The sequence below is a fragment of the Pedobacter sp. 22163 genome, assembly GCF_052045595.1.
Classification (GTDB): Bacteria; Bacteroidota; Bacteroidia; order Sphingobacteriales; family Sphingobacteriaceae; genus Pedobacter.
Map to the genome: position 1 here is coordinate 412,619 of NZ_JBQEPM010000002.1, position 21,224 is coordinate 433,842.

Annotated in this window: 19 protein-coding genes and 1 tRNA gene; 14 read left to right on the forward strand and 6 right to left on the reverse strand. The window is 36.9% G+C overall.

Features of this window, described 5'->3' with window-relative positions; translation table 11 throughout:
• Positions 1-284: 284 nt before the first annotated feature.
• From pyrF to ACTJKN_RS06235, 5 genes are all read left to right on the forward strand, one after another.
• Positions 285-1,115 carry an orotidine-5'-phosphate decarboxylase gene (gene pyrF, locus ACTJKN_RS06215; protein ID WP_440823483.1) on the forward strand — a complete coding sequence of 277 codons (831 nt, stop codon included), beginning with the start codon at positions 285-287 and terminating at the stop codon, positions 1,113-1,115.
• Positions 1,116-1,234: 119 nt separating this feature from the next.
• Positions 1,235-2,143, forward strand: coding sequence for a DMT family transporter (locus tag ACTJKN_RS06220; protein WP_440823484.1), 909 nt, complete (start codon positions 1,235-1,237; stop codon positions 2,141-2,143).
• Between the two features lie 98 nt (positions 2,144-2,241).
• Positions 2,242-3,525, forward strand: coding sequence for a DUF2851 family protein (locus ACTJKN_RS06225; RefSeq protein WP_440823485.1), 1,284 nt, complete (start codon positions 2,242-2,244; stop codon positions 3,523-3,525).
• A 52-nt stretch (positions 3,526-3,577) separates the two neighbouring features.
• Positions 3,578-3,793: a hypothetical protein gene (locus ACTJKN_RS06230; protein WP_440823486.1), complete on the forward strand. Its 216-nt coding sequence runs from the start codon at positions 3,578-3,580 to the stop codon at positions 3,791-3,793.
• Positions 3,794-3,898: 105 nt separating this feature from the next.
• On the forward strand, positions 3,899-4,117 hold the full coding sequence (locus tag ACTJKN_RS06235; protein ID WP_047799560.1) for a PspC domain-containing protein: 219 nt from the start codon (positions 3,899-3,901) through the stop codon (positions 4,115-4,117).
• A gap of 247 nt (positions 4,118-4,364) precedes the next feature.
• Here the strand turns inward: ACTJKN_RS06235 and ACTJKN_RS06240 are convergent, their stop codons facing one another.
• Positions 4,365-5,021: an ankyrin repeat domain-containing protein gene (locus ACTJKN_RS06240; RefSeq protein WP_440823487.1), complete on the reverse strand. Its 657-nt coding sequence runs from the start codon at positions 5,019-5,021 to the stop codon at positions 4,365-4,367.
• 1,216 nt (positions 5,022-6,237) lie between these two features.
• On the opposite strand from ACTJKN_RS06240, the gene ACTJKN_RS06245 reads away from it, so the two are divergent.
• The 4 genes from ACTJKN_RS06245 to ACTJKN_RS06260 all read left to right on the forward strand — a co-directional run bounded on the left by ACTJKN_RS06245 (position 6,238) and on the right by ACTJKN_RS06260 (position 11,193).
• Positions 6,238-8,829, forward strand: coding sequence for a DNA translocase FtsK 4TM domain-containing protein (locus ACTJKN_RS06245; RefSeq protein ID WP_440823488.1), 2,592 nt, complete (start codon positions 6,238-6,240; stop codon positions 8,827-8,829).
• 62 nt (positions 8,830-8,891) lie between these two features.
• On the forward strand, positions 8,892-9,542 hold the full coding sequence (locus ACTJKN_RS06250) for a LolA family protein (RefSeq protein WP_440823489.1): 651 nt from the start codon (positions 8,892-8,894) through the stop codon (positions 9,540-9,542).
• A gap of 564 nt (positions 9,543-10,106) precedes the next feature.
• Positions 10,107-10,379, forward strand: coding sequence for a hypothetical protein (locus ACTJKN_RS06255; protein WP_440823490.1), 273 nt, complete (start codon positions 10,107-10,109; stop codon positions 10,377-10,379).
• Positions 10,380-10,428: 49 nt separating this feature from the next.
• Positions 10,429-11,193 carry an MBL fold metallo-hydrolase gene (locus ACTJKN_RS06260; RefSeq protein WP_440823491.1) on the forward strand — a complete coding sequence of 255 codons (765 nt, stop codon included), beginning with the start codon at positions 10,429-10,431 and terminating at the stop codon, positions 11,191-11,193.
• 34 nt (positions 11,194-11,227) lie between these two features.
• On the opposite strand, the gene ACTJKN_RS06265 is transcribed toward ACTJKN_RS06260, so the two are convergent.
• Positions 11,228-11,866, reverse strand: coding sequence for a DUF6266 family protein (locus ACTJKN_RS06265; RefSeq protein ID WP_440823492.1), 639 nt, complete (start codon positions 11,864-11,866; stop codon positions 11,228-11,230).
• 339 nt (positions 11,867-12,205) lie between these two features.
• Here ACTJKN_RS06265 and ACTJKN_RS06270 point away from each other — a divergent pair.
• From ACTJKN_RS06270 to ACTJKN_RS06280, 3 genes are all read left to right on the forward strand, one after another.
• Positions 12,206-12,289 (forward strand) — tRNA-Leu (locus ACTJKN_RS06270).
• Positions 12,290-12,694: 405 nt separating this feature from the next.
• On the forward strand, positions 12,695-13,405 hold the full coding sequence (locus ACTJKN_RS06275) for a DUF3800 domain-containing protein (RefSeq protein WP_440823493.1): 711 nt from the start codon (positions 12,695-12,697) through the stop codon (positions 13,403-13,405).
• Positions 13,392-13,901, forward strand: a complete 510-nt coding sequence (locus ACTJKN_RS06280) for a hypothetical protein (RefSeq protein WP_440823494.1) — start codon at positions 13,392-13,394, stop codon at positions 13,899-13,901. The genes ACTJKN_RS06275 and ACTJKN_RS06280 overlap by 14 nt, the downstream gene beginning before the upstream one ends.
• Positions 13,902-14,509: 608 nt before the next feature.
• On the opposite strand, the gene ACTJKN_RS06285 is transcribed toward ACTJKN_RS06280, so the two are convergent.
• Entirely contained in the window at positions 14,510-15,385 is an 876-nt protein-coding gene (locus ACTJKN_RS06285; protein WP_440823495.1) for a ComEC/Rec2 family competence protein, read from the reverse strand.
• A 1-nt stretch (position 15,386) separates the two neighbouring features.
• On the reverse strand, positions 15,387-15,968 hold the full coding sequence (locus ACTJKN_RS06290) for a hypothetical protein (RefSeq protein WP_440823496.1): 582 nt from the start codon (positions 15,966-15,968) through the stop codon (positions 15,387-15,389).
• Positions 15,969-16,333: 365 nt separating this feature from the next.
• On the opposite strand from ACTJKN_RS06290, the gene ACTJKN_RS06295 reads away from it, so the two are divergent.
• Together ACTJKN_RS06295 and ACTJKN_RS06300 are read left to right on the forward strand one after the other, a co-directional pair.
• Positions 16,334-17,692 carry a hypothetical protein gene (locus ACTJKN_RS06295; protein ID WP_440823497.1) on the forward strand — a complete coding sequence of 453 codons (1,359 nt, stop codon included), beginning with the start codon at positions 16,334-16,336 and terminating at the stop codon, positions 17,690-17,692.
• 16 nt (positions 17,693-17,708) lie between these two features.
• Complete coding sequence (locus tag ACTJKN_RS06300; RefSeq protein ID WP_440823498.1) at positions 17,709-18,410, forward strand: hypothetical protein; 702 nt, start codon at positions 17,709-17,711, stop codon at positions 18,408-18,410.
• A gap of 121 nt (positions 18,411-18,531) precedes the next feature.
• On the opposite strand, the gene ACTJKN_RS06305 is transcribed toward ACTJKN_RS06300, so the two are convergent.
• Together ACTJKN_RS06305 and ACTJKN_RS06310 are read right to left on the reverse strand one after the other, a co-directional pair.
• On the reverse strand, positions 18,532-19,170 hold the full coding sequence (locus ACTJKN_RS06305) for a hypothetical protein (RefSeq protein WP_440823499.1): 639 nt from the start codon (positions 19,168-19,170) through the stop codon (positions 18,532-18,534).
• Positions 19,171-19,560: 390 nt separating this feature from the next.
• Entirely contained in the window at positions 19,561-21,123 is a 1,563-nt protein-coding gene (locus ACTJKN_RS06310; RefSeq protein WP_440823500.1) for a serine hydrolase, read from the reverse strand.
• Positions 21,124-21,224 lie beyond the last annotated feature (101 nt).

Below are 21,224 nucleotides of genomic sequence, written 5' to 3' on the forward strand. Positions count from 1 at the left end.
TAAATGAGTTCATTATGGAAAATGCTCAAATTGTTTCATAATTGTTTACAAGCTGAATAAAAAGCAACATGTGCTTTTAAAAAATGGTAACAAAAAACAAGTCTTGATAAATTTTTTCTGGGATATTCAGATAAACGGTTGAGAAATTATGTTGCAATTGTATGTATTTGAAACGTAATCTGCAAGCAAAAGTTTAAAATGTTTATAAAAATAATTAATGTGAGCATTATTTTGTCGCTCAGAAAACTTAAAAATCTTCATATTTGCAGCAAATAAGCCCATATATGACAAAGCAACAACTTTTCGAGCAGATACAAAAAAAACGTTCATTTTTATGCGTCGGATTAGATTCTTCGTTAGATAAGATACCAAAACACTTATTGAAGTATGAAAATCCGATTCTGGAATTCAATAAACAGATTATCGATGCCACAAAAGATTTGTGTGTAGCTTATAAACCCAATACTGCTTTTTATGAGTGTTATGGAAAGAAGGGATGGGAAACTTTGATCGAAACCTGGAAATATATTCCTCAGGATATTTTTTCTATTGCCGATGCCAAACGTGGCGATATTGGCAATACTTCTGCCATGTATGCAGAAACATTTTTCAATGCCGCATCATCAGATATGAGTTTCGATTCGGTTACCGTAGCACCTTATATGGGTAGCGATTCGGTAACACCGTTTTTAACTTTTAAAGATAAATGGGTAATTCTTTTGGCTCTAACCTCGAATGCCGGCCATGCCGATTTTCAGTTACAGGAAATTGGCGAAGATAAACTTTTCGAAAAAGTACTTAAAACATCGCAAACCTGGGCTACAGATGAACAGATGATGTATGTGGTAGGCGCAACCCGTGGCGCCGCTTTTGGTGATGTTCGTAAATTAGCGCCAAATCACTTTCTTTTAGTGCCGGGTGTTGGCGCACAGGGAGGAGATTTAAAAGAAGTGTGCAAGTATGGCCTAAATTCACAATGCGGATTGCTGATTAATTCTTCGAGAGGAATTATCTATGCCGGCCAGGGAGAAGATTTTGCCGAAAAGGCCAGGGAAGAAGCATTGAAACTTCAAAAAGAAATGGAGCAGATCCTAGTTAATGCTGATCTTGTTTAGGTAAATAGTTTTTATTTAACCATCAAGAAAGTTGCCTGTTTTCAAATGAATGCCACTTGGTTTAAAACTTTGTGCCCCTTTGCGCCGAACTTGGTGTGCTTTGCGGTTAAAAAATGCCCATGAAATCAAAAATAGATCTTAAACTCGTATTTGCTCTATTTGGCGTGGCCTTGATATGGGGTACAACATATTTAGGAATAAGGATTGCCGTAGAAAGCATTCCGGCCTGGTATGTAACAGCCATTCGTCAATCTGTTGCTTCGATAATTATATTGGTTCTGTTAATTAAACAGAAGGAACTAAAATGGATTGGATGGTCGAGTTTTAAACGACAGATCTTATTGTCTATTTTAATGGTGGTGATAGCCAATGGCATGACAACCGTTGCGGAAAAGACTATTCCAAGTGGACTGGCATCCTTAATTAACGCCACTTCTCCCTTGCTCGTATTTCTCGGATGCGTATTTCTGGGCATTCAAAAGGCAAGTTTAAAGGGATTCATTGGTGTTTTTATCGGATTCTTAGGTATCGTTTTTATTTTTAGAGATGGTTTGAATGATTTGCTTGAACCAGGTTACCGGAATGGGATTTTATCATTGGTAATTGCGGTTTCAGGTTGGACAGTCGGCACCATTTATTCGAAGAAACACAGTGGTAAACCTCAATACATTTTCTTAAATCTATTTTACCAGTTTGTGTTTTCAGCCATTATTCAGTTGGGCTTAGCAATGGTATTCTCCGGCAAGGCTGATGTAAGTTCCTGGAAAACAGAAAGCATATTTGCCACAGTTTATTTAGCTGTTTTCGGGTCTGTTTTAGGTTATTTCTGTTATCATTATGCCCTAAAAAAGGTTTCAGCATCCGAAGTTTCCATCTTAACTTACTTCAATACCGTTATCGCCATATTTTTAGGTTGGTTAATTTTAAATGAAAAGGTAGGTATAGATTTAGTTGTTGCAACCGTTTTAATCATTGCAGGGGTTTTTATTACCAATTATAAAAAGAAGGCCGAAGTTAAAGCAACTTAATCTTTAGGATGTGTTGTAATTAAGACTGTAGCATAAATTTTAGATGACAAAATATGTAATTATTTATAGCTTTTCAGAATATTCCACTACATTGAAGAATGAATTTTCCAGAAGATTTTCTTCATTATGTATGGCAATTCAGGTCGTTTGATTATAGCGGGCTGCAAACCACTGCTGGAGAAAACTTGAAAATTATCAATCCAGGTTTGCTGAACAAAAATGCTGGTCCGGATTTTTTTAACTCGAAAATCGAAATTGGCAATACCACATGGGCGGGTAATGTAGAAATACACCTCAGGTCGTCAGATTGGTTAAAACACAATCATCAGATTAATCCCGCCTACGAAAATGTAATCTTACATGTTGTTTATGACCATGATGCAGAAATAAAAAGAATAGACAATACTGTTTTGCCCGTTCTGGAATTAAAACACCGTATCTCTGCCGATCTCATCAAAAAATATGAAAACCTGTTTCTTACCTTAACTGATTTTCCTTGCATTGCACAAATTGGAACAGTAGATCAATTAATTGTCGATTCTTTTTTATCAAGAACCTTAATAGAGCGTTTCGAGCAAAAAACGAATGCTGTAACTGAAACCTTAAACGAATTAAATGGGAATTGGGATGAGACTTTCTACCGTTTCCTGGCGCGTAATTTCGGATTCAAAATAAATGCTTTGCCTTTCGAGTTGTTTGCCAAAGCCGTTTCGCAGCAAATTTATGCCAAGCATAAAAATAACCCAAACCAAATTGAAGCACTGGTTTTTGGTGCCGCTGGTTTTTTAAACGATCAGTTTGAAGAGGAGTATCCTAAAAAGCTAAAGGCCGAATTCCAGTTTCTTCGAAAGAAATACAATATTAAACCTATAGAAGCTTCGATGTGGAAATTTATGCGGATGAGGCCGCAAAACTTTCCTACGATCAGATTGGCGCAATTTGCAGCATTAATTGTAAAAGCCAGCCATCTTTTTTCTAAAATTATGGAAATCAAAGATATAACTCAATTGCATGCTTTGTTTGAAAACCTACCGGTAAACGATTACTGGAAAACACATTATCATTTTAAAAAAGAAACTTCTGGTGTAAATACACAAATTGGGAAAACATCCGTTGATAATGTGTTGTTAAATACGGTGGCTTTGTTTTTATTTGCGTATGGTAAACATACGGGTACACAATACTATATTAGCAGGGCGATAAAATTGTTGGAGCGTTTGCCAGCTGAGCAAAATGCAATTACAGATAAATTTACAGGGGCAGGAGTGAAGATGGATCATGCATTTGCTTCGCAAGGAATTTTGCAGCTGAAAAAGCAATACTGCGATGAGAAAAAATGTCTATATTGTGGTATTGGAATTAAAATTTTAAAGCAGGCCTAACCAGATGCTGATTTTAAACAAAACTTTCTACACTATAATCTGTTTTTAAATTATGGAATTTCCACACGAGCTAAAAGAAGTATATCCCAATCAGATTATTGAGGTTAGGGGTAATGCCGATGCCTTAACTGTTATTTTAAATAAAGATGTCGATATCCATAAATTTAAGGCAGAACTGATCAAAAAGTTTTCAGGTCTTGAAGAACAACAAACGCTTTTTATTAAACACGAGGATAAACAGGATTTTGAAAAACTCGTATTAGATTAGGCCCTGAAATAATTGTGAAGTTTTAACCGATTAATTTTATTAAATTAGGGTTTGCAATAATTGATGTTGTATTGTCGTTATTATGATTTCTAAAATAAGCTTAAAATGTTCCAGAGAATTATAACTTATTTTGAGCAACAGAGCTTTGGGGTATCCACCTATTTGGCTAATAAACTGAATATGAGTACTGCAAAGGTCCGTTTGTTTTTTATTTACTCGTCTTTTTTAGCAGTTGGTTTTCCAATATTGTTCTATTTTTTGGCAGCTGTAGTGCTCGATATCAGGACATACATGAAAAGAATGCGGTCGAGGATTTGGGAATAGCTCAGTTTTCAATTGGCAGTTTTCAGTTGTCAATTTTCAATCGGCTTATTCAGTTAACAGTTAAATCAACTGAAAATTATGAACTACAAACTGTGAACTGTTCAGTAGGCAATTAACAGTATCCAGTTAACAGTTAAATCAACTGAAAATTGTGAACTACAAACTGTGAACTGTTCAGTAGGCAATTAACAGTATTCAGTTTGCAATTGATTAAACTGAGAACTGAAAATTTCCAACTGAAAACTGACTAGTCATCGTCTCTTAAAATCTCAGCAATTTCATTAAAGCCTTTTTCTGCGGCTAAATCTGCAGGCAGTTTTCCGCCCTCCATGCGCAAAGAAACTTCTGCTCCGTGTTCTAACAATAAAATAATCAATTCTATATTTCCCAGTTGTGCGGCGGTGTGTAAGGGGGCCAATCCTGCTTTCTGACAAACATTCGGATAGGCACCCGCATCTAACAGCATTTTAGTAATATTGAAATTATTAGCGGCAACTGCCGAGTGGATCGGAAATACATTAAATCCATTTTTTGATGGCAGGTTAACATCGGCACCTTTTAAAACTAAAAAACGGGCTAAATCTTCATGACCGAAATAACAAGCTAAACCTAGCGGCGTAAATCCATCTTCCGAAAATTCGTTAATACTATTGGGACTTTGAAATATTAATTGCGAGGCCGCATCAAATTTGCCCACTGCACAAGCTTCGAACAAGGTTAGGTCATCTACAAATTCAGCAATTAAATCAGCGATTTCCTGTTTTTTATAGTAACAGGCCAATAACAGTGGCGAAATGTGATGAGAAGTATCAACATTTGCCAGTTTTGGGTTTTCAACCAAAATTTCTTTTACTGCTTGTAAATTTCCAGCCTCAATTTGCTCTTCGAGTTGCGCTATGCCCATAATATTGTTTCAAAAATCGCTTTAAATTAACAAAAATTAAGAAATTGTAAACTTTATTGCCTAAATATATATAGTGTAAGGCAATCTACCAAGACCTCAGCGGTCAAAAAAACATGATCTCTGAAAAAATGAGCCGCTGGTCGAAAATTGCCAACTGAAAGCTGTTAACTCATTTGGGCGTTACCCAATCCCGTGAAAAACGGGAAAGGGTCGGGCTTTGCAGGGCTGCGCTTCGCTCCGGTACCGATGAAGGATCGGTACTGAACCCTTACAATCCCTAACGCAAACCCACTGTCTTAGCAACCATTAGATTTAAGCCCTAAGAACTACAGACTCAGGTTAAATAAACCTGATAGAACGAAAAGCCCGGATCCCGATTTTTTCTATCGGGAGAGGACTTGAAGTGATAGCAGGACTATCATAACCGAAATGAACCGAACCCTGCTTTTCAAAATAATAGGAACAGCCTAAGTCACATGGTATCTGAGGCCTTACAGGTTTTTTAAACGGTTTCAGCCCTCAATGAGAGCTTTAAAAATAAATTAAACTACGAGTTAAACTGCTCTGTCCGTAGCGTTAAGCATAGCGTCTCTATGGATATAAGAATAAAATTGAGTTTATAAACTCAATTAAAACGAGTCACAGACTCTTTTCTATTATTAATCCGTAGAGCCCTTCGGAACTCTACGGACAGATATGACTTGAAGTGATAGCAGGACTATCATAACCGAAATGAACCGAACCCTGCTTTTCAAAATAATAGGAACAGCCTAAGTCACCTGGTATCTGAGGCCTTACAGGTTTTTAAACGGTTTCAGCCCTCAACTAGACCTTTAAAAATAAATTAAACGACGGGTTAAACCTATAAGGTTTTGCGAAAAAAAATCCCGTTTAACCTCTCCAGGTAAAACGGGATAAAACCTAAAACAAAATCCGTTTCATTTGATAAAACGTAACAACTTGTGTGTTGTTAAAATAATAGACAATAATTTCTGTTTAAGGTTTAATGCCTGATGAATATTTTTATTTAATTTAAGGCAGATTATAAAACCAATAGATAGCGGTGCGTATTTAGCTCTTCTTGAAAATAGTGAGTGGTATGATAAAGCCCTAGCAGCAATGCTTACAATTTGTGATTATTTTTTTTGTTAGGCTTTCGTTAATGCTGCGCAGTTTTATCTAAGTTTGTTCAATATTAAATTATTTAGGATAGAAAATGTCGGTAAGGGGTAACCAGTTTAAAACCAATACATTCAGAGATAAAGGTGCAGAAAATGCACCTGGCAGATCATCATCAGGTCGGCAGCCGAAAGAAAAAAGAGATTTTTTGCCAAGCTTCGATCTGGCAGATGGCCGTGCAGTTAAAATTGTAGGTCTGTTTTTTGTGATATTGTCACTTTATTTTTTAATTGCTTTTACCTCGTATTTATTTACCTGGCAGGATGACCAGAGTTATGTAATCGATGCTAATGGCGGTTGGGGCAATCTTTTTAAAACAGCAGAAGAACTAAAAGAAGCTGGCGTTTCTATACCGGTAGTTCAAAACTGGCTAGGTAAGTTTGGCGCCTTGTTATCGCACCAGTTTATTTACGAATGGTTCGGTATTGCATCTTTCCTGTTTGTTTTGGCCTTTTTTATTATCGGTTACCGTTTATTATTTAAAGTTAAAATCCTTTCCATCTCAAAAACATTGGGTTATAGCTTTTTCTTTTTATTGTTTATATCCCTAACCCTAGGTTTTGCACATAGTTTCTGGTCAGAATCGCCACATTATTTAGAAGGCGAGTTTGGGTATTGGAGCAATAAATTATTAGGTGCCCAAATTGGCGCAGCTGGGGTAGCAGGACTAATCGCTTTTGCTGGTTTGACCATTTTAATTATCGCCTATAACATCGATTTTAAATTTCCTGAACGTAAAGAGAAAGAGGTTTACCTGGATAACGAAACGCCAGATTATGTGAATGATATCAGAGAGCAGGCCGTAAAGAACAAAACGTTCGACGAGCCTTCAGCACCCATTGAATTTCCGGTACGTGATAAGCCAGTAAGTAACGAACGTAAACAACAAAATGTGGTATTACAGCCAAGCCGTTTCGAAGAAAAAGAAGAGGAAGAAACTATTGCACCTGTTGTATTATCTCCGTTGGCTACCAATCTGCCTCTGGCTACTGCTGCGGCAACAACACTTCCATTAACGGTAGAACCATCAGTTGAAACCGAAAAGGAGCCTGCTTTTACGATCGAAAAAACTGAGGAAGAAAAAAAATCGGATGATCTGGTAGAACAGTTTGGTAATTATGATGAAAAACTAGATTTATCTGGCTATAAATATCCAACAATAGATTTGCTCGAAAATTATGGCACCAATAAAATTTCGGTAAATGCCGAAGAATTGGAAGCCAATAAAAATAAAATTGTAGAAACCCTTAATCATTACAATATAGAAATTGATAAGATTAAGGCAACCATTGGCCCAACGGTTACCCTTTACGAAATTATTCCGGCCCCTGGGGTAAGGATTTCGAAGATTAAAAACCTGGAGGATGACATTGCACTTTCGTTGGCGGCCTTAGGTATCCGTATTATCGCACCAATGCCGGGCAAGGGTACAATTGGTATCGAGGTACCTAACCAGCACCCGGAAATGGTGCCCATGCGCAGCATTCTAAATACCGAAAAATGGAGCCAAACCACTATGGATTTGCCAATTGCATTGGGTAAAACCATCAGCAATGAAGTTTTTATAGCAGATTTGGCTAAAATGCCTCACTTATTGGTGGCAGGGGCAACTGGTCAGGGGAAATCGGTTGGTATTAACGCCATTCTGGTTTCGCTGTTGTTTAAAAAACACCCTGCACAACTTAAATTTGTACTGGTCGATCCGAAAAAAGTAGAGTTAACCCTATTTAATAGAATTGAAAGGCACTTTTTAGCTAAACTGCCGGGAGAGGCTGATGCCATTATTACCGATACCAAAAAAGTAGTCAATACTTTAAACTCACTTTGTATCGAAATGGATCAGCGTTACGATTTATTGAAAGATGCACAGGTTAGGAATTTAAAAGAATACAACGATAAGTTTGTTAAACGCAAGCTTAATCCAAATAACGGCCACCGCTTTTTACCATTCATTGTTTTAGTGGTAGATGAGTTTGCCGATTTAATGATGACCGCCGGTAAAGAGGTGGAGGCACCAATTGCACGTTTGGCACAGTTGGCCAGGGCAATCGGAATTCACCTGGTTCTGGCTACGCAGCGTCCATCGGTAAATATTATCACAGGTACCATTAAAGCCAACTTCCCGGCCAGGTTAGCCTTTAGGGTATTGTCGAAAATCGATTCAAGAACCATTTTGGATAGTGGTGGCGCCGATCAGTTAATTGGCCGTGGTGATATGCTTTTATCTACAGGTAGCGACTTAATCAGGCTACAGTGTGCTTTCGTTGATACACCTGAGGTAGACCGGATTTCTGAGTATATTGGTAACCAACGCGGTTATGCAGATGCTTATCAATTGCCAGAATATATAGATGAAGCAGGAGAGGGCAGTAAGGCCGATTTTGATCCTAATGAACGTGATAAGTTTTTTGAAGATGCGGCCAGACTGATTGTGATGCATCAGCAGGGTTCTACCTCATTAATACAGCGTAAACTAAAATTAGGCTACAACAGGGCAGGAAGAATTATCGATCAATTGGAAGCGGCGGGAATCGTTGGTCCGTTTGAAGGAAGCAAGGCGCGCGAAGTCTTGTATCCGGATGAATATTCTTTGGAACAGTTCTTGAATAGTATGAATGACAAAGATTAGATTAAACCAATAACAAAAAATCTACTCTAACGTTTCAAAAGGAAAAATTTAAAAAAGAAAAGATGAAGAAATTAATTTCAGCATTAATGGTTGTAGTTGCTTTTACAACTTCAACTTATGCTCAAACTGATGCGAAAGCTAAAGCCATTTTAGCTGAGGTGAGTAAAAAATACAAATCGTATAATATTGTAAAAACAGATTTTACCTTCACTTTGGATAATCCAAAAGCAAAAGTAAAAGAAACCCAGCAAGGTACTTTGTATGTTAAAGCCAATTCTAATAAGTATAGGGTAGCCATGACCAATCAAGAATTGTTTAGCGATGGTAAAAGCCAATGGACTTATTTGAAAAAAGACAAAGAGGTGCAGGTGAGCAATGTAGATAATAGCGGCGATGCGATTAATCCTGCAAAGATTTTTACGGTTTACGAAAAAGGATTTAAATATGTGTACACAGGTGAAGAAAAGGCAGGTGCTAAAACATACCAAATGATTGATTTAACACCTGTTGATGCTAAAAAATCGATTTTTAAAGTACGTTTAAGTATCGATAAAGCAGCTAAACAAATTGCAAACGTGGTATTGTTCGATAAAAACGGCAACAAATACACTTACAATGTGAAAACATTTTCGCCAAATGTAAATGTACCAGAAACTACTTTTGCTTTCGATGCCAAAAAATATCCTGGTGTTGAAGTAGTAGATTTAAGATAATTGTTATTACCGCCAAGGCGGGATGAAACCTGAAGGTTCAGCTGGAAACAGCTGAACCTTTTTTGTTTTACTGTGCTATAGATTTTTGAATTCATGAGTAAGTGTAATTGTTTTTTTTGAAAAGCATTTGCAGTAATTCTTAGGTTACACCAGTCCCGCCATTCGCTATAGGCCCGATGAAGAATCGGGCGCTGCCGCTGCTGTCGGGTTTAAGTGGCTTGGTCCTTTTAAGAAACAATGGTTTCTGGCCAACATTTGAATAGAATAAATTCTTTAGAAATAGTGAGGTTAGCGCATTTCAATAAAACTGGCAGGAACAAACACGGATTCCGATACTGATAGAAGTTAGTATTTGGTCAAAACCAGAGAAGCTGGATGACAGGTTTACAATAAATCGTCATCTCGACCGTAGTGGAGAGATCTTTTAATCTAGTTCAAAGATCTCTCCACTACGCGTTGCTCCGGTCGAGATGACGCTGGATTTTTATAAATGAACATATTGGTTGATAAATTTTTCATCATGTGTTTATGAATGCTGCGCAGATTTATCTAAGTTTGTTTCCAATGTCATTGCCACTAACAAACCATACCTTAGAGAAATTAGAAACCCTGCTTTTTGCCATGGGTTATAAGGTTCGTTATGAGAAAGGGAACTTTAAAACGGGTTCTTGCCTGCTCGAGCACAATAAGGTTGTTGTGGTAAACAAATTTTCAAATCTGGAAGGAAAAATTGCTGCATTGGTAACTTTGGTGAAGCAAACCAATACTGATGAAAACATGTTAGAAGAAAAACAGCGCCAATTTTACCTGTCCTTACAGCAAACCGAATTATTTTAATGAAGATACAACTCCAGCATTACAATTATAGAAAGGAAAGTTTAAGCAGATGAAGGTTACTTTTTTAGGTACTGGTACATCACAAGGCGTTCCTGTAATTGCTTGTAATTGCGAAGTTTGTTTATCGGCTGATAAAAGAGATAACCGCTTACGGACTTCGATATTAATTGAAACAGCTGATAAAACCATTGTAGTAGATAGCGGGCCTGATTTCCGTTACCAGCTTTTACGCGAAAAAGTAAAAGATCTCGATGCGGTATTGTTTACCCACGAACACAAAGACCACATTGCCGGTTTAGATGATATTAGGCCCTTTAATTACCTGCTGCATAAGGTAATTGATGTTTATGCAACAGACAGGGTTCAAACGGCTTTAAAAAGAGAATTCTATTATATTTTTGCTGAAACTAAATACCATGGTTTACCGCAGATTAATCTGCACACCGTAACCAATGGCGAAGATTTTAAAATCGGCGAAAGTACCATTATTCCTTTTGAAGTGATGCATCATTTGTTGCCCATCACTGGGTACAGAATTGGTGATTTTACTTATATTACGGATGCTAAAACCATATCAGAACCAAGTTTTGAGAAAATAAAGGGAACAAAAATATTGGTCATTAATGCTTTGCAGAAAGAACCACATATTTCTCATTTTACACTTGGTGAGGCCATTGCCTTTGCGGAAAGGGTAGGGGCAGAAACCACTTATCTTACACATATCAGCCATAATCTGGGTAAACATGCCGATGTAGAAAAAGATTTGCCTTCGAACATCAGGTTGGCTTACGACGGGCTTAGTTTCGAATGTTAGCGTTATTTAACGTATAAGCTTCATTCGTTTGTGATCAAAAAACGAAACTCCCGCAATACGTACTCGCAGATATTCCCATTCTGTCGTCTGCAATGAAAGCCATCCAGGTGTGAAATGTCTTTCCTTTATAGAAGGACGGAATTTCCAGGCTTTCCGTTTCTTTTAACCGCCTGGCACCACCTGTTTCATAGATGGCGGTTTTGTTGTCCACATCATAAACCATTAACATCACCTGGTCATGTTTCCTGGTGTAATCGCCGTTAGAATTATCCGTCCAGCTGAAATGTACACCCGCATCGTCGTGTTCCAGCTTAATCCCCTCCGCACCGGTGAGGTTTCCAAAGCTTAAACGCACAGCGGCATAGTCGATTTCGCCGGCGGCATTTTGGGCATTCAGCATGTTATAGGATTTTGCAACATTATGGGCGGTCATCATGCGTTTTTTCGACTCCAGGTTAAAACCAATCCGGATAAAACCAACAATAGGGCTTAAGAAGGTCTGCATCATGGTAAAACGGGATCTGCAGGTCTTTTGATCAGCACTACCGGTTTTGTTTTTTATGGACTTTCTCCGTTTGCTCCTGATGACCCATTTCCCGTTCAGGTAATAACCGGTCACAGCGCCCACCGTCCCGGTGAAGCCGCCGTTAATTCCGTTTTCTATTTTTCCCATGATTGCGTTAATTATGTTATACAATATAGCAAATTGCTGATTAATAAACTAATAAGTTGTATTTGCTTCTGATTTACGTCGACTTTTATTCGGGCACAATTGTCATAAGTCCGACGAAACCCCGACTTAAATGCGACAAAAGTCCGTCTAAAAGATTAAGTTGTTATATACGTCTTATACGGTTTACTATACTAAAGTCGTGTTACTGCTTATAATTGAATTTGGTGTTACTGTTTATGGTTTACCATGTTAAGATTTGCTTTCCGAAATTTTAGTTCAAAAAATATTTTATGAATGTTGCAGCGCAAGATGGTTAATTTATATATTTGCAAACTTCAAACCCAGGTGGCGAAATTGGTAGACGCACCAGCTTGAGGGGCTGGCGCCTGTATGGGTGTGGGAGTTCGAATCTCCTCTTGGGTACTAACCGGAGTTCAGGTTTTTTAAATCTTGCTCCGGTTTTTTTATTTCCTATTGATTTGGAGCTTTAGTAAAATGATTATTGCGAATAATTAATTAAGTTTTTAAAGCACAAGTCAGCCAAAACAGTTCCGCAACTGCTAAGACTGCGCTAGAAAGGAGTTGGGTCGGAATTCGACATTCACGAAGGTAACTTACTGGATGTTACTCAGCAATATAGAGATTCAGTGAAATAAATATTACTCTATTTTATATTTGTTAGTGGTGAAACAACCTCAAAATAGAACAAAGTACAATTTTTTACATTTGCCAATTAGGCAATTTTTATAGTTGCAAATAATGCAATGTCTCGTACTGAATTTACCTTTTGTTTTTGAAAAATGAGCTGAGAATATATTAGATTTGCGGATGACATTTAATCTGTTCCTCGACGAGAGTTGCCATTTTGAAAAGGACAATTCCTCGGTAATGTGTATTGGGTATATTAAGGTGCCCGAAGCATCATATCAGAAGCTATATGAATGCATCCGCAATCTGAAGCTCGAACACAAGTCTACCTTTGAGTTGAAATGGAACAAGTTCTCAAGTTCTAGGTTACCTTTTTATAAGGCACTTGTCGATCTTTTCTTTGACAATCCCCTCGAATTTCGTTGTATTCTGGTCAAATACAAGGATCGCTTATCACATGAAGAGTTTAATGGCGGTTCGCACGAAAACTTTTATTATAAGATGACCTACTTTCTTCTAAAGCCAAACAACCTCGGTTCGGATTATAAGGTCTTTTTGGATGTCATCAATACGCGCGGTAAGGATAGGTTGAATAAGATACAGGAAATTTTCAAGCACTTGCACAATGGCGAATCTCCCTTTGTTTCATTTCAGCATTTGCACACGGAAAATCTCTTTTTCCAGCTTACTGATCTCTTTGTAGGGGCAATAACTTACAAATCGAGGGTGGTTGCTGGTGATTTTAATGCTCCCCATCCTGCCAAGATGGAATTTGTCAAGTATCTAGAAGAAAGGTCTGGGTATCTTTTGGAAGAAGGGACAGAGCCTTGGGAGACCAAGTTCAATATTTTCGATCATCAACCTAACATGAACAAGAATGTCGGTCAGTAAACTTAAGCCATATTTTGATGACGATATCTTAGATGCATCCTTCAATAAATCCCAACTTGATGAACTGTACGAGGTTTTCAAAGAGCACTTTGTTTTTGATGCCTTTGAAATCGATGGTAAAAGGATCAAGATCATCCATCAGAAATCTAGGGTAAAGCAATATTCAGAATATTCGGAAACTTTTGCGCACATCATATCTAGGAAGACTTATATTTTGGATGCGAGGATCTATGAATGTCAGCGGGCCAACAGGATACATTGGATTAGACCTGTTTTACAGTCTCATCCCTGCAAGGATATCTTCTACTATAGGTGGAAGGACGATGAAGGTGTATGCAAGCATCACTACTGGTTATTCGACAAAGATTTTATGGTGGTAACAGTAGATGTAAAACCAGATTTAAGGATTGTAACCACTTTCTGCGTTGACAAGGATCAAAAATCGAAATTTTATGAACGATACAAGAATTTTCAGGAAGGAGAGGATTGTCTTTAAATAAAAACAGCACCCGGTCGGTGCTGAGCGCAAATACGGCTTTGCGTTGCCAATACATTTGTCCTTTGGGCAATGATAGCACAAAGATATAAAATATTTATAAATATTTATAGTTTTCTTTATAAATAAATGGTTACGATCATTCTGGAATTCGACATTGATACATGAAGAAACTATCAATGTAGATGCAGTATGAACTCTGTTCAGCTCACTCTCAATTAACGACTTTCTTAATGAAATAAAGGTATATTGTGGATAATATCCAATCTCGGTATTTGCTGGCATATTTGCCAACTTTTCTAATATAATCCGGTAACAATCTACTTCATGAAAATCTGAATAATTTTGATACTCTTTTTATATGAAACCCTTTTCTTTCCAAATCTTCGATTATAGGTTCAATAAGCAACAAAAAGGGATTTAAATGTTCAATTATTCCTGCTAATCGGTACTTCACCGGAGTTCAAGCTTTTTAATTTTGGCTCCGGTTTTTTTATTTCCTGTTGATTTGCACTTCAGTAAAATCATTATTTAGGATAATTAATTTATTAGGCTTTGGAAAGCGCAAGCGTATTTCCGGAAAAATCTTAAGCTCATTGGACTCACTTTTAGTTCTTTATTTCAACTCGCAGGAATGGATTGGTTTCATTTGCGACTTTTCCAAAATCGATGTAAATCTCACCGTCTGAATTGGTTGTAAGCAGATATCGTTTTTGCTGATTATATCCTTTCCAAATATTCCAACCTCGACTTGACTGTGTGTATTTTGAGTTTGCACTTGTGTCACAAATTGATCCATCTGAAATGATGGTGAGTCTCGGATTGGCAGTCCTGACAAATTCACTGTGATAGGCAGATTCTCTACCATGATGAGGGGCTATTAAAATATCGCAGTTGCTGATGGCTGTTTTGAAACCAGTATCCTGCATTAATTCTTCCAGTGAATCGTATTCATTATCTCCCGGAATAACTACTGTCAAACCTTCATAAGTCATCACGGTCACTATGCTGTGATTGTTGAAGTTATTTTTAGGCAATGTGGGAGTAGAAAAATGCTGAAACTTCACGCCCCCCGTATTCGAGCTGATGTGTACATCTAAAGAAGTCCCAGTTACATCGACGTTATAGCCGTCATTTAAACTGAAATATTTATCAAATTTATCCTGATCAGCTAATCTGATGGTGCCAGAAACATCCTCTCTGCTTAACCACTTTGGCCTGAGTAGAACATCTACGTGAATGCCCATTCTATCTAAATTTAAAATGTCATCGATATGGTCTTTGTGCGGATGGGTAATCGTGAGGTGATTGATTGTGGAAAGCTTGTAGTGGTTTTTTATTGTTTCCAATGGACTTCTGTCATTACTGTTTTCAGAGTAATCACCACGCCCAAGGTCAATCACATGAACACGGTCATTTGGTGTTTTAATAAAAATAGCACTACCGTGTTTCACGTCCCAAACACGCATTTTTACTGTTCCCATATTATTGTTGTTTTATTTTAAGGTATTCACTTAATACTTCTCTTGCATAAAAGTATGCTCTCTGTTTAGCTCTCAGCCAAATGATAAATAATAGTGGTAGGAGTATAATGTAAAATCTGTAATCGCAGCTGTGCTGGTACAATACAAAAGGAACACCGAATAGGGCCGTGGTTAGCAGGCTTCTAGAAAAAGCGTAATGAGCGTTGAAGTCTTCGATTTTAGTATTATTGCCACCATTTGTCTTCCTGACAGCGCAGCTGAACAATTCGTCCATAGAAGGGGTTCTACTTGAACATTCTTCTTTTAATAGGTTTTTGACTTTATCTGATGCATAAAATTTCACTTTCCATATATTCTTGCCTTCAAGCAATCGCGTGGAAGGCTTGCCTCCCCAGGTAAGGTAATAGATGCCTTCAAACCAGCTTGACAGCGCAGCCATCACATAGCCTAATAAAAAAGCTTCAGCGGTATAAGGAACTATCAAATCTTTATTGAAAGGTATTTCAAAGAGTTGCATCCCGGCAAGTAATGCCAGAAATCCAGGTATTAGTGAAGTAAGAATGTCATATGCCTTGAAATTCATTAATGCAATTTACTAACAATATTAGTGTTTTGAAATACTAAATTTTGAGTATTTCTTCAAATTCTTTTACAAAAAGAACCTATACTGACAATTTTTCGCTACCACATAAAGGTCTATCCCTGGCATGAAAAAAATAAAAATTTAGATGAATCCTAACATAAGACCTGAATTCCAATATGACATTCAAAAATCACCAATATAATATGATCGCATCCGGAATCCTGGGGATTTCGCCTTTAAGTTTTAGGGATTTTTGGTATTTAAAAGTTATGAACAAAAACGGATTTAATTATAAGTGTTAATTAACTTAGGGCTTGTTTTTAGTAGGCCGATTCGGTTTACTTAAGATTTAAATCAAAATTTTCATGTGCGCTCTTTTACGAATTAATATTCATGATCTGTTTAATACCCGGGAGAATGCTTATCTCTATTGGGGAATAATTGTTTTTCTTGGATTTATTTCTGTCAAAAGTTTAAGGAAGGATTTTTATCCAGTTTTGAAAAGTTTATTTAGCAAAGACTTTATTCCGATCTATCTTCTCACAATTGCTTACATATCGCTTTGCAGCTATTTACTATCCAAACTAAATTTTTGGGATAAAGGCTTGCTGAAGGATACTATATATTGGGGTGTTTTGGCTGCTTTACCGATGATGTTCCGTATTATTCAATCTAAGAACCTCTCGAAATATTTTTCCGATTTCGTCAAGGAATTATTTAAAGTCACTATCCTGTTGGAATTCGTTATAGGACTTTACACATTTAATTTTTGGGTGGAGTTACTATTAGTTCCTTTTACGGTGTTTTTGGCGGTGTTAATTGTCTTTAGTGCTCGTGAAGAGAAAAACCTAAAAGTCACTAAATTACTTAATGGTTTGAGTCTCGCATTCGGAATCTTATTAGGTATCATCGTCATCAGCCATATTATAAAGAATTTCGAAAAATATTGGACTATTGAATATTTAAAGCAGTTTTTTCTGCCTATTTCCCTTTCGTTATTGTTTGTTCCTTTTTTATATTTGCTGGTTTGCTACGCCCGTTTTCAAGAGGTTTTTGTGATGCTAAAAATGAGATTAAAATCTAAATCATTACTTCGTTATACCAAAATGAAAATTCTGTTAAACTTCTACAATAACATTGAGGGATTAAAGCGGTGGCAGATGTTGTCTGCTAGGCTGCATCCGAGAAATAAGCTAGAAGTTTCTAATTCGATATTGCAGATGAAGCAAACACAAAAAAGAGAGGCTAATCCTTCAATTGTAGCCCTAGATTCCGGGTGGTCTCCCTATGTGGTTAAAGATTTGCTGGTTGAAAAAGGTGCCATTCTTGGTTTCTATGAATTTCTTTCTCCAGGGGATTGGGGGGTAACCTCTAATTTCGTTCAGCTTGATAGGAATCTTTGGGGAGCTAACCTGACTTACGGTGTGTATGGAAATGAGCTTGCGGTCACGGCTATCAAATTAAGATTAGACGTCATTGATGCCAAACTGGTGGGTGCGACCGAAACAACGTATTGTGATTATATTGGAGTCGTTTTTAAAAAATTGTTTAATACCGAACTTCCCGTTGAAATTTATACCGGTGTTCTACTTCATGAGACTGAAAGCTTCAAATTTTCAAACTGCCAGATTGTAATTGACAAATCTTATTTCAATAATAAAATGGATGGATATAGGTTGAAATTTTCAATTATCCATGATCAGCATAAAGAAGTTAAAGAATAGATTTAAAGATATCAGTATGAACTATCAAAAAACGCTTGAATTCATCACCAATAATCAGCATAGTGACTTGAAGGATTTTTATGATAAATCTTATGAGAAGCTTAAGGAACTGAATAAACGCATTGACCGGATGACGATTTCATTATTGGTAGTAGTGTTAGTATATTTTCTGCTGGCGAAAACTTCAATTGAGAGTTTCAGTATTGGACCATTCAGTATAAAGGATATCAGTGTCATTGGCCAGCTTTTGCCAGTACTGTTCGCTTATTTGCTGTTTGATTTACTGATATCATCCATTCATAAAACGGAGGTGCTGATTACAGTAAAAATGTTATTCTTGAGTATGTATGTTCAAGATGTGGCACCCAGTGATTTTGATGCAGTCAAAAACAAGCATGGTTTTTTTACCAGAATACTGTTGCCGTTTTCATTTACGACAGAACTCTCGAGGTTGGTTTCGGGAAAAACACCTGTTGGTTTAGGTTGCTTTGGAATTTTACTGGGTCTTCCGTTACTAAGCTTATACTTTTTACCATTTGTTTTGGAATACTTTATGTTAAAAGATCTTTATACCAATGGCTATACGGAAACAATTGGAAAAATTTCATTTTATATGACAATCTATATTAATCTAGGATTGATTTTTTATTATATAAAGGTTGTGATAAATAATTACCGGGATTTAAAGGATCAAGGAATTGACAATAATACAAATTAGAAGCTAGAGACATTAGAAAGCTATTGACCTTCCTAATCACATTCCAGAGCATCTAAAGTATAGGTATTGGAAAGGTTAGCCCTCACAATCCGCAAGGGCTTTAATTTAGTTTAGCCATTCATCACTCAAAACTTCTCTTCCCATCAACACTATAACTGTAAATAACCATATATTCGGTTCCCTTCTTTTGAAAATGCCCAATAGGGATATCACCTTTTTCAAAGTAGGCCGATTTACTTTCGAAAGGAATACCGCAAAGAATGGTATTGGGTTCAATTTGATGATAAACAACATCGTTTCTACTGTTTGCAATAGCCATCAATGCTGATAAATTTTTGCTCGATCCTTTTTGGTTATATTTTGGATGATGCGGGTGCTGATTGGCCGATACCCAGGCGCCCTGCGCCATCGGTTTATAAAATTTGCCTAATGGAATATCGAAGCGGCGTGGCAAAAAACAAGAAGCTATTGTACCATTGGTGGTAATGGTTCCGGTTTCTATAAAGAAATGGGTAATTTGAATCCAGTGCCTGGTGAGCTGGTATACATATTCCCGAATTGAATTTTGTCCATCTTCTAAAAATTCTGCCCAACCGGTATAGCGTGGCAAAGTCATCATGATTTCAGAAACATTACCATCAATATGATGTAAGGTAGCCTTTACCCCACAAATGGCAGGTAATACATTAATGTTGGCTGATTCAGCTGCAACCTGAGCAGGGAGCTGTGTGTTTTGGTTTTTACTTTTGGTAGTTCGCATAACCGTAAAATAAAGTATCCTGGTCGCTGCGAACTACCAAATAACTCTTCACAGAGAAATTGAAAATGTGGGGCTACCACTCGACCAGGAATATTGTTAAAGAAATTTAATTGATTTTAGCTCTGTGTTTAAGTGAATGATGATATTAATTAGTAATTCGCATCAGCAATTTAGAAATAATATCTCAAATCACATAGAAAAATCTTAATTATTAAATTTGGCAGGTTTGATAGGTCGTGCCATCGATTTCCTCGTTGACCAGCCTCTCTTCCAATTTGTAGTTTTTTTCATCAATTAGTATCGAAGATTATTTGATTATGTCTATTCCGGTTAAATAATAAATAGCTGTTAAACTACTTTTCTTGAATATGACAGGTTAGTAATCTGATATTATTTTACTCTAATTAAATTTAAATCCCCAAAATCAAAGCTAAAGTCAATACCTGGTGAAATGCCTTTCATTGTAAAAGATTGTGCCTTACCTTTTTCTTTAAAGGAAAATGCAGCAAATGCATCGCAATTCATGTCCTGGTATTCCCATTTAATAGCAAAGGTATTTGCATTATAGAAATACATTGGGCCATTTAATTTTGGTGAACGTAAACTTTTAATCCAAAGCTGCTTGCCCTTCATAAAAACCTCCATCTTTCCAAACCATTTATCTTCATACATACCCGTATAATCCTCGTTTTTAATTTTGGTAGGCTTTAGAGAATCTACTTTTTTCCAAACTTTCCTCGTTACTTCATCAATATTATTTGTATTAGACTTAAGATTTCTTGCCCTGTTATCAATCCATTTGGCATCATCTAAGCCAAAATAGCTATCTGTAATTGCTCTCGTAACGGCAAAAGCAAGACTTCCACCACCACTTTCAGTATTCGTTAGCACTACAATGCCTAAATTCAAATCTGGAACCAGGGTCACCTGCGATAACATACCTGGCAAACCGCCGGTGTGCATGGCCACCAAATTTCCCCGTACGTCATTTAGGAGCCACCCTAAGCCATATCCGTTAAAATGGGTATTGTATCTTTCGGATACATAGTTTGGTAAAACCGTTTGTATCGTCCACATTTTAGCACTGTTAGCTGTAGAGAACAATGAAGACTTCTTGTCATTTCCGTATTTCCCCCTGTTCAGCTGCATGATCATCCACTTTGACATATCATTCACATTAGAATATATGCCTCCGGCAGGGCTAATCATTCCGATATTGAAACGATTAATAGTTTTTAAGGTACCTGTGGCTGTAGAGTGTGGTGTTGCGAGGTTTTTTATTTCATGAATAAGAGAGTCACCAATAAACGAGTTACTCATTTGTAAGGGTTGGAAGATGCGTTTTTGAATAAAATCTTCAAAACTCATGTTACTTACTCTTTTAATGACTTCACCAGCAATGATATAGAGTAGGTTATCGTAATTGTATTCTGTTCTAAATGCAGAAACTGGTTTAAAATTCTGGAAAATAGTGGTGATGTCTTTTACCGTGAAATCTGCTCCATCGGGAAAAAACGTCAGGTCGCCAGCACCAAGCGCGAGGCCGCTTCTGTGCGTTAACAAATCGACAATATTAAAATTATCAGTTACATACTCATTGTACATTTTAAATTCCGGAATGTAATCCTTCACCTTATCGGCCCATTTTATTTTTCCCTCATCAACCAATATGGATAACGCAGCTGTTGTAAATGCCTTACTGTTGGAAGCTATCTGAAAGTTCGTAAATTCTGTAGTTAATTGTTTTGTATCAATCGAATTAACTCCATAGCCTTTTAGATGGATTACCTTCCCATCTTTTACAACGGCTATTGCAGCTCCGGCTACTTTTAATTTGTGTATTGCTTCTTGCATCAGCGAATCAATCTTAGAAGAAGATAGCTGTGCAAAACTTTGCAGACAAGTAAAAAGAATAGCGGAGGTGATTACTATTTTAACAATTATTTTTTTCATGGCAATTAGCTTTAAAATTTCGTTAGTTTATTGCCGGTATTTATCTTAAGCAATAAGTTGCTACAAAGTGACTGAGAAAAAAATCATCGAAATTGTAAAAT

Bases quoted from the DNA above. Each gene is read 5' to 3' on its own strand.
- pyrF (WP_440823483.1), top strand. From the start codon at position 285: ATGACAAAGCAACAACTTTTCGAGCAGATACAAAAAAAACGTTCATTT.
- ACTJKN_RS06220 (WP_440823484.1), top strand. From the start codon at position 1,235: ATGAAATCAAAAATAGATCTTAAACTCGTATTTGCTCTATTTGGCGTG.
- ACTJKN_RS06225 (WP_440823485.1), top strand. From the start codon at position 2,242: ATGAATTTTCCAGAAGATTTTCTTCATTATGTATGGCAATTCAGGTCG.
- ACTJKN_RS06230 (WP_440823486.1), top strand. From the start codon at position 3,578: ATGGAATTTCCACACGAGCTAAAAGAAGTATATCCCAATCAGATTATT.
- ACTJKN_RS06235 (WP_047799560.1), top strand. From the start codon at position 3,899: ATGTTCCAGAGAATTATAACTTATTTTGAGCAACAGAGCTTTGGGGTA.
- ACTJKN_RS06240 (WP_440823487.1), bottom strand. From the start codon at position 5,021: ATGGGCATAGCGCAACTCGAAGAGCAAATTGAGGCTGGAAATTTACAA.
- ACTJKN_RS06245 (WP_440823488.1), top strand. From the start codon at position 6,238: ATGTCGGTAAGGGGTAACCAGTTTAAAACCAATACATTCAGAGATAAA.
- ACTJKN_RS06250 (WP_440823489.1), top strand. From the start codon at position 8,892: ATGAAGAAATTAATTTCAGCATTAATGGTTGTAGTTGCTTTTACAACT.
- ACTJKN_RS06255 (WP_440823490.1), top strand. From the start codon at position 10,107: ATGTCATTGCCACTAACAAACCATACCTTAGAGAAATTAGAAACCCTG.
- ACTJKN_RS06260 (WP_440823491.1), top strand. From the start codon at position 10,429: ATGAAGGTTACTTTTTTAGGTACTGGTACATCACAAGGCGTTCCTGTA.
- ACTJKN_RS06265 (WP_440823492.1), bottom strand. From the start codon at position 11,866: ATGGGAAAAATAGAAAACGGAATTAACGGCGGCTTCACCGGGACGGTG.
- ACTJKN_RS06275 (WP_440823493.1), top strand. From the start codon at position 12,695: ATGACATTTAATCTGTTCCTCGACGAGAGTTGCCATTTTGAAAAGGAC.
- ACTJKN_RS06280 (WP_440823494.1), top strand. From the start codon at position 13,392: ATGTCGGTCAGTAAACTTAAGCCATATTTTGATGACGATATCTTAGAT.
- ACTJKN_RS06285 (WP_440823495.1), bottom strand. From the start codon at position 15,385: ATGGGAACAGTAAAAATGCGTGTTTGGGACGTGAAACACGGTAGTGCT.
- ACTJKN_RS06290 (WP_440823496.1), bottom strand. From the start codon at position 15,968: ATGAATTTCAAGGCATATGACATTCTTACTTCACTAATACCTGGATTT.
- ACTJKN_RS06295 (WP_440823497.1), top strand. From the start codon at position 16,334: ATGTGCGCTCTTTTACGAATTAATATTCATGATCTGTTTAATACCCGG.
- ACTJKN_RS06300 (WP_440823498.1), top strand. From the start codon at position 17,709: ATGAACTATCAAAAAACGCTTGAATTCATCACCAATAATCAGCATAGT.
- ACTJKN_RS06305 (WP_440823499.1), bottom strand. From the start codon at position 19,170: ATGCGAACTACCAAAAGTAAAAACCAAAACACACAGCTCCCTGCTCAG.
- ACTJKN_RS06310 (WP_440823500.1), bottom strand. From the start codon at position 21,123: ATGAAAAAAATAATTGTTAAAATAGTAATCACCTCCGCTATTCTTTTT.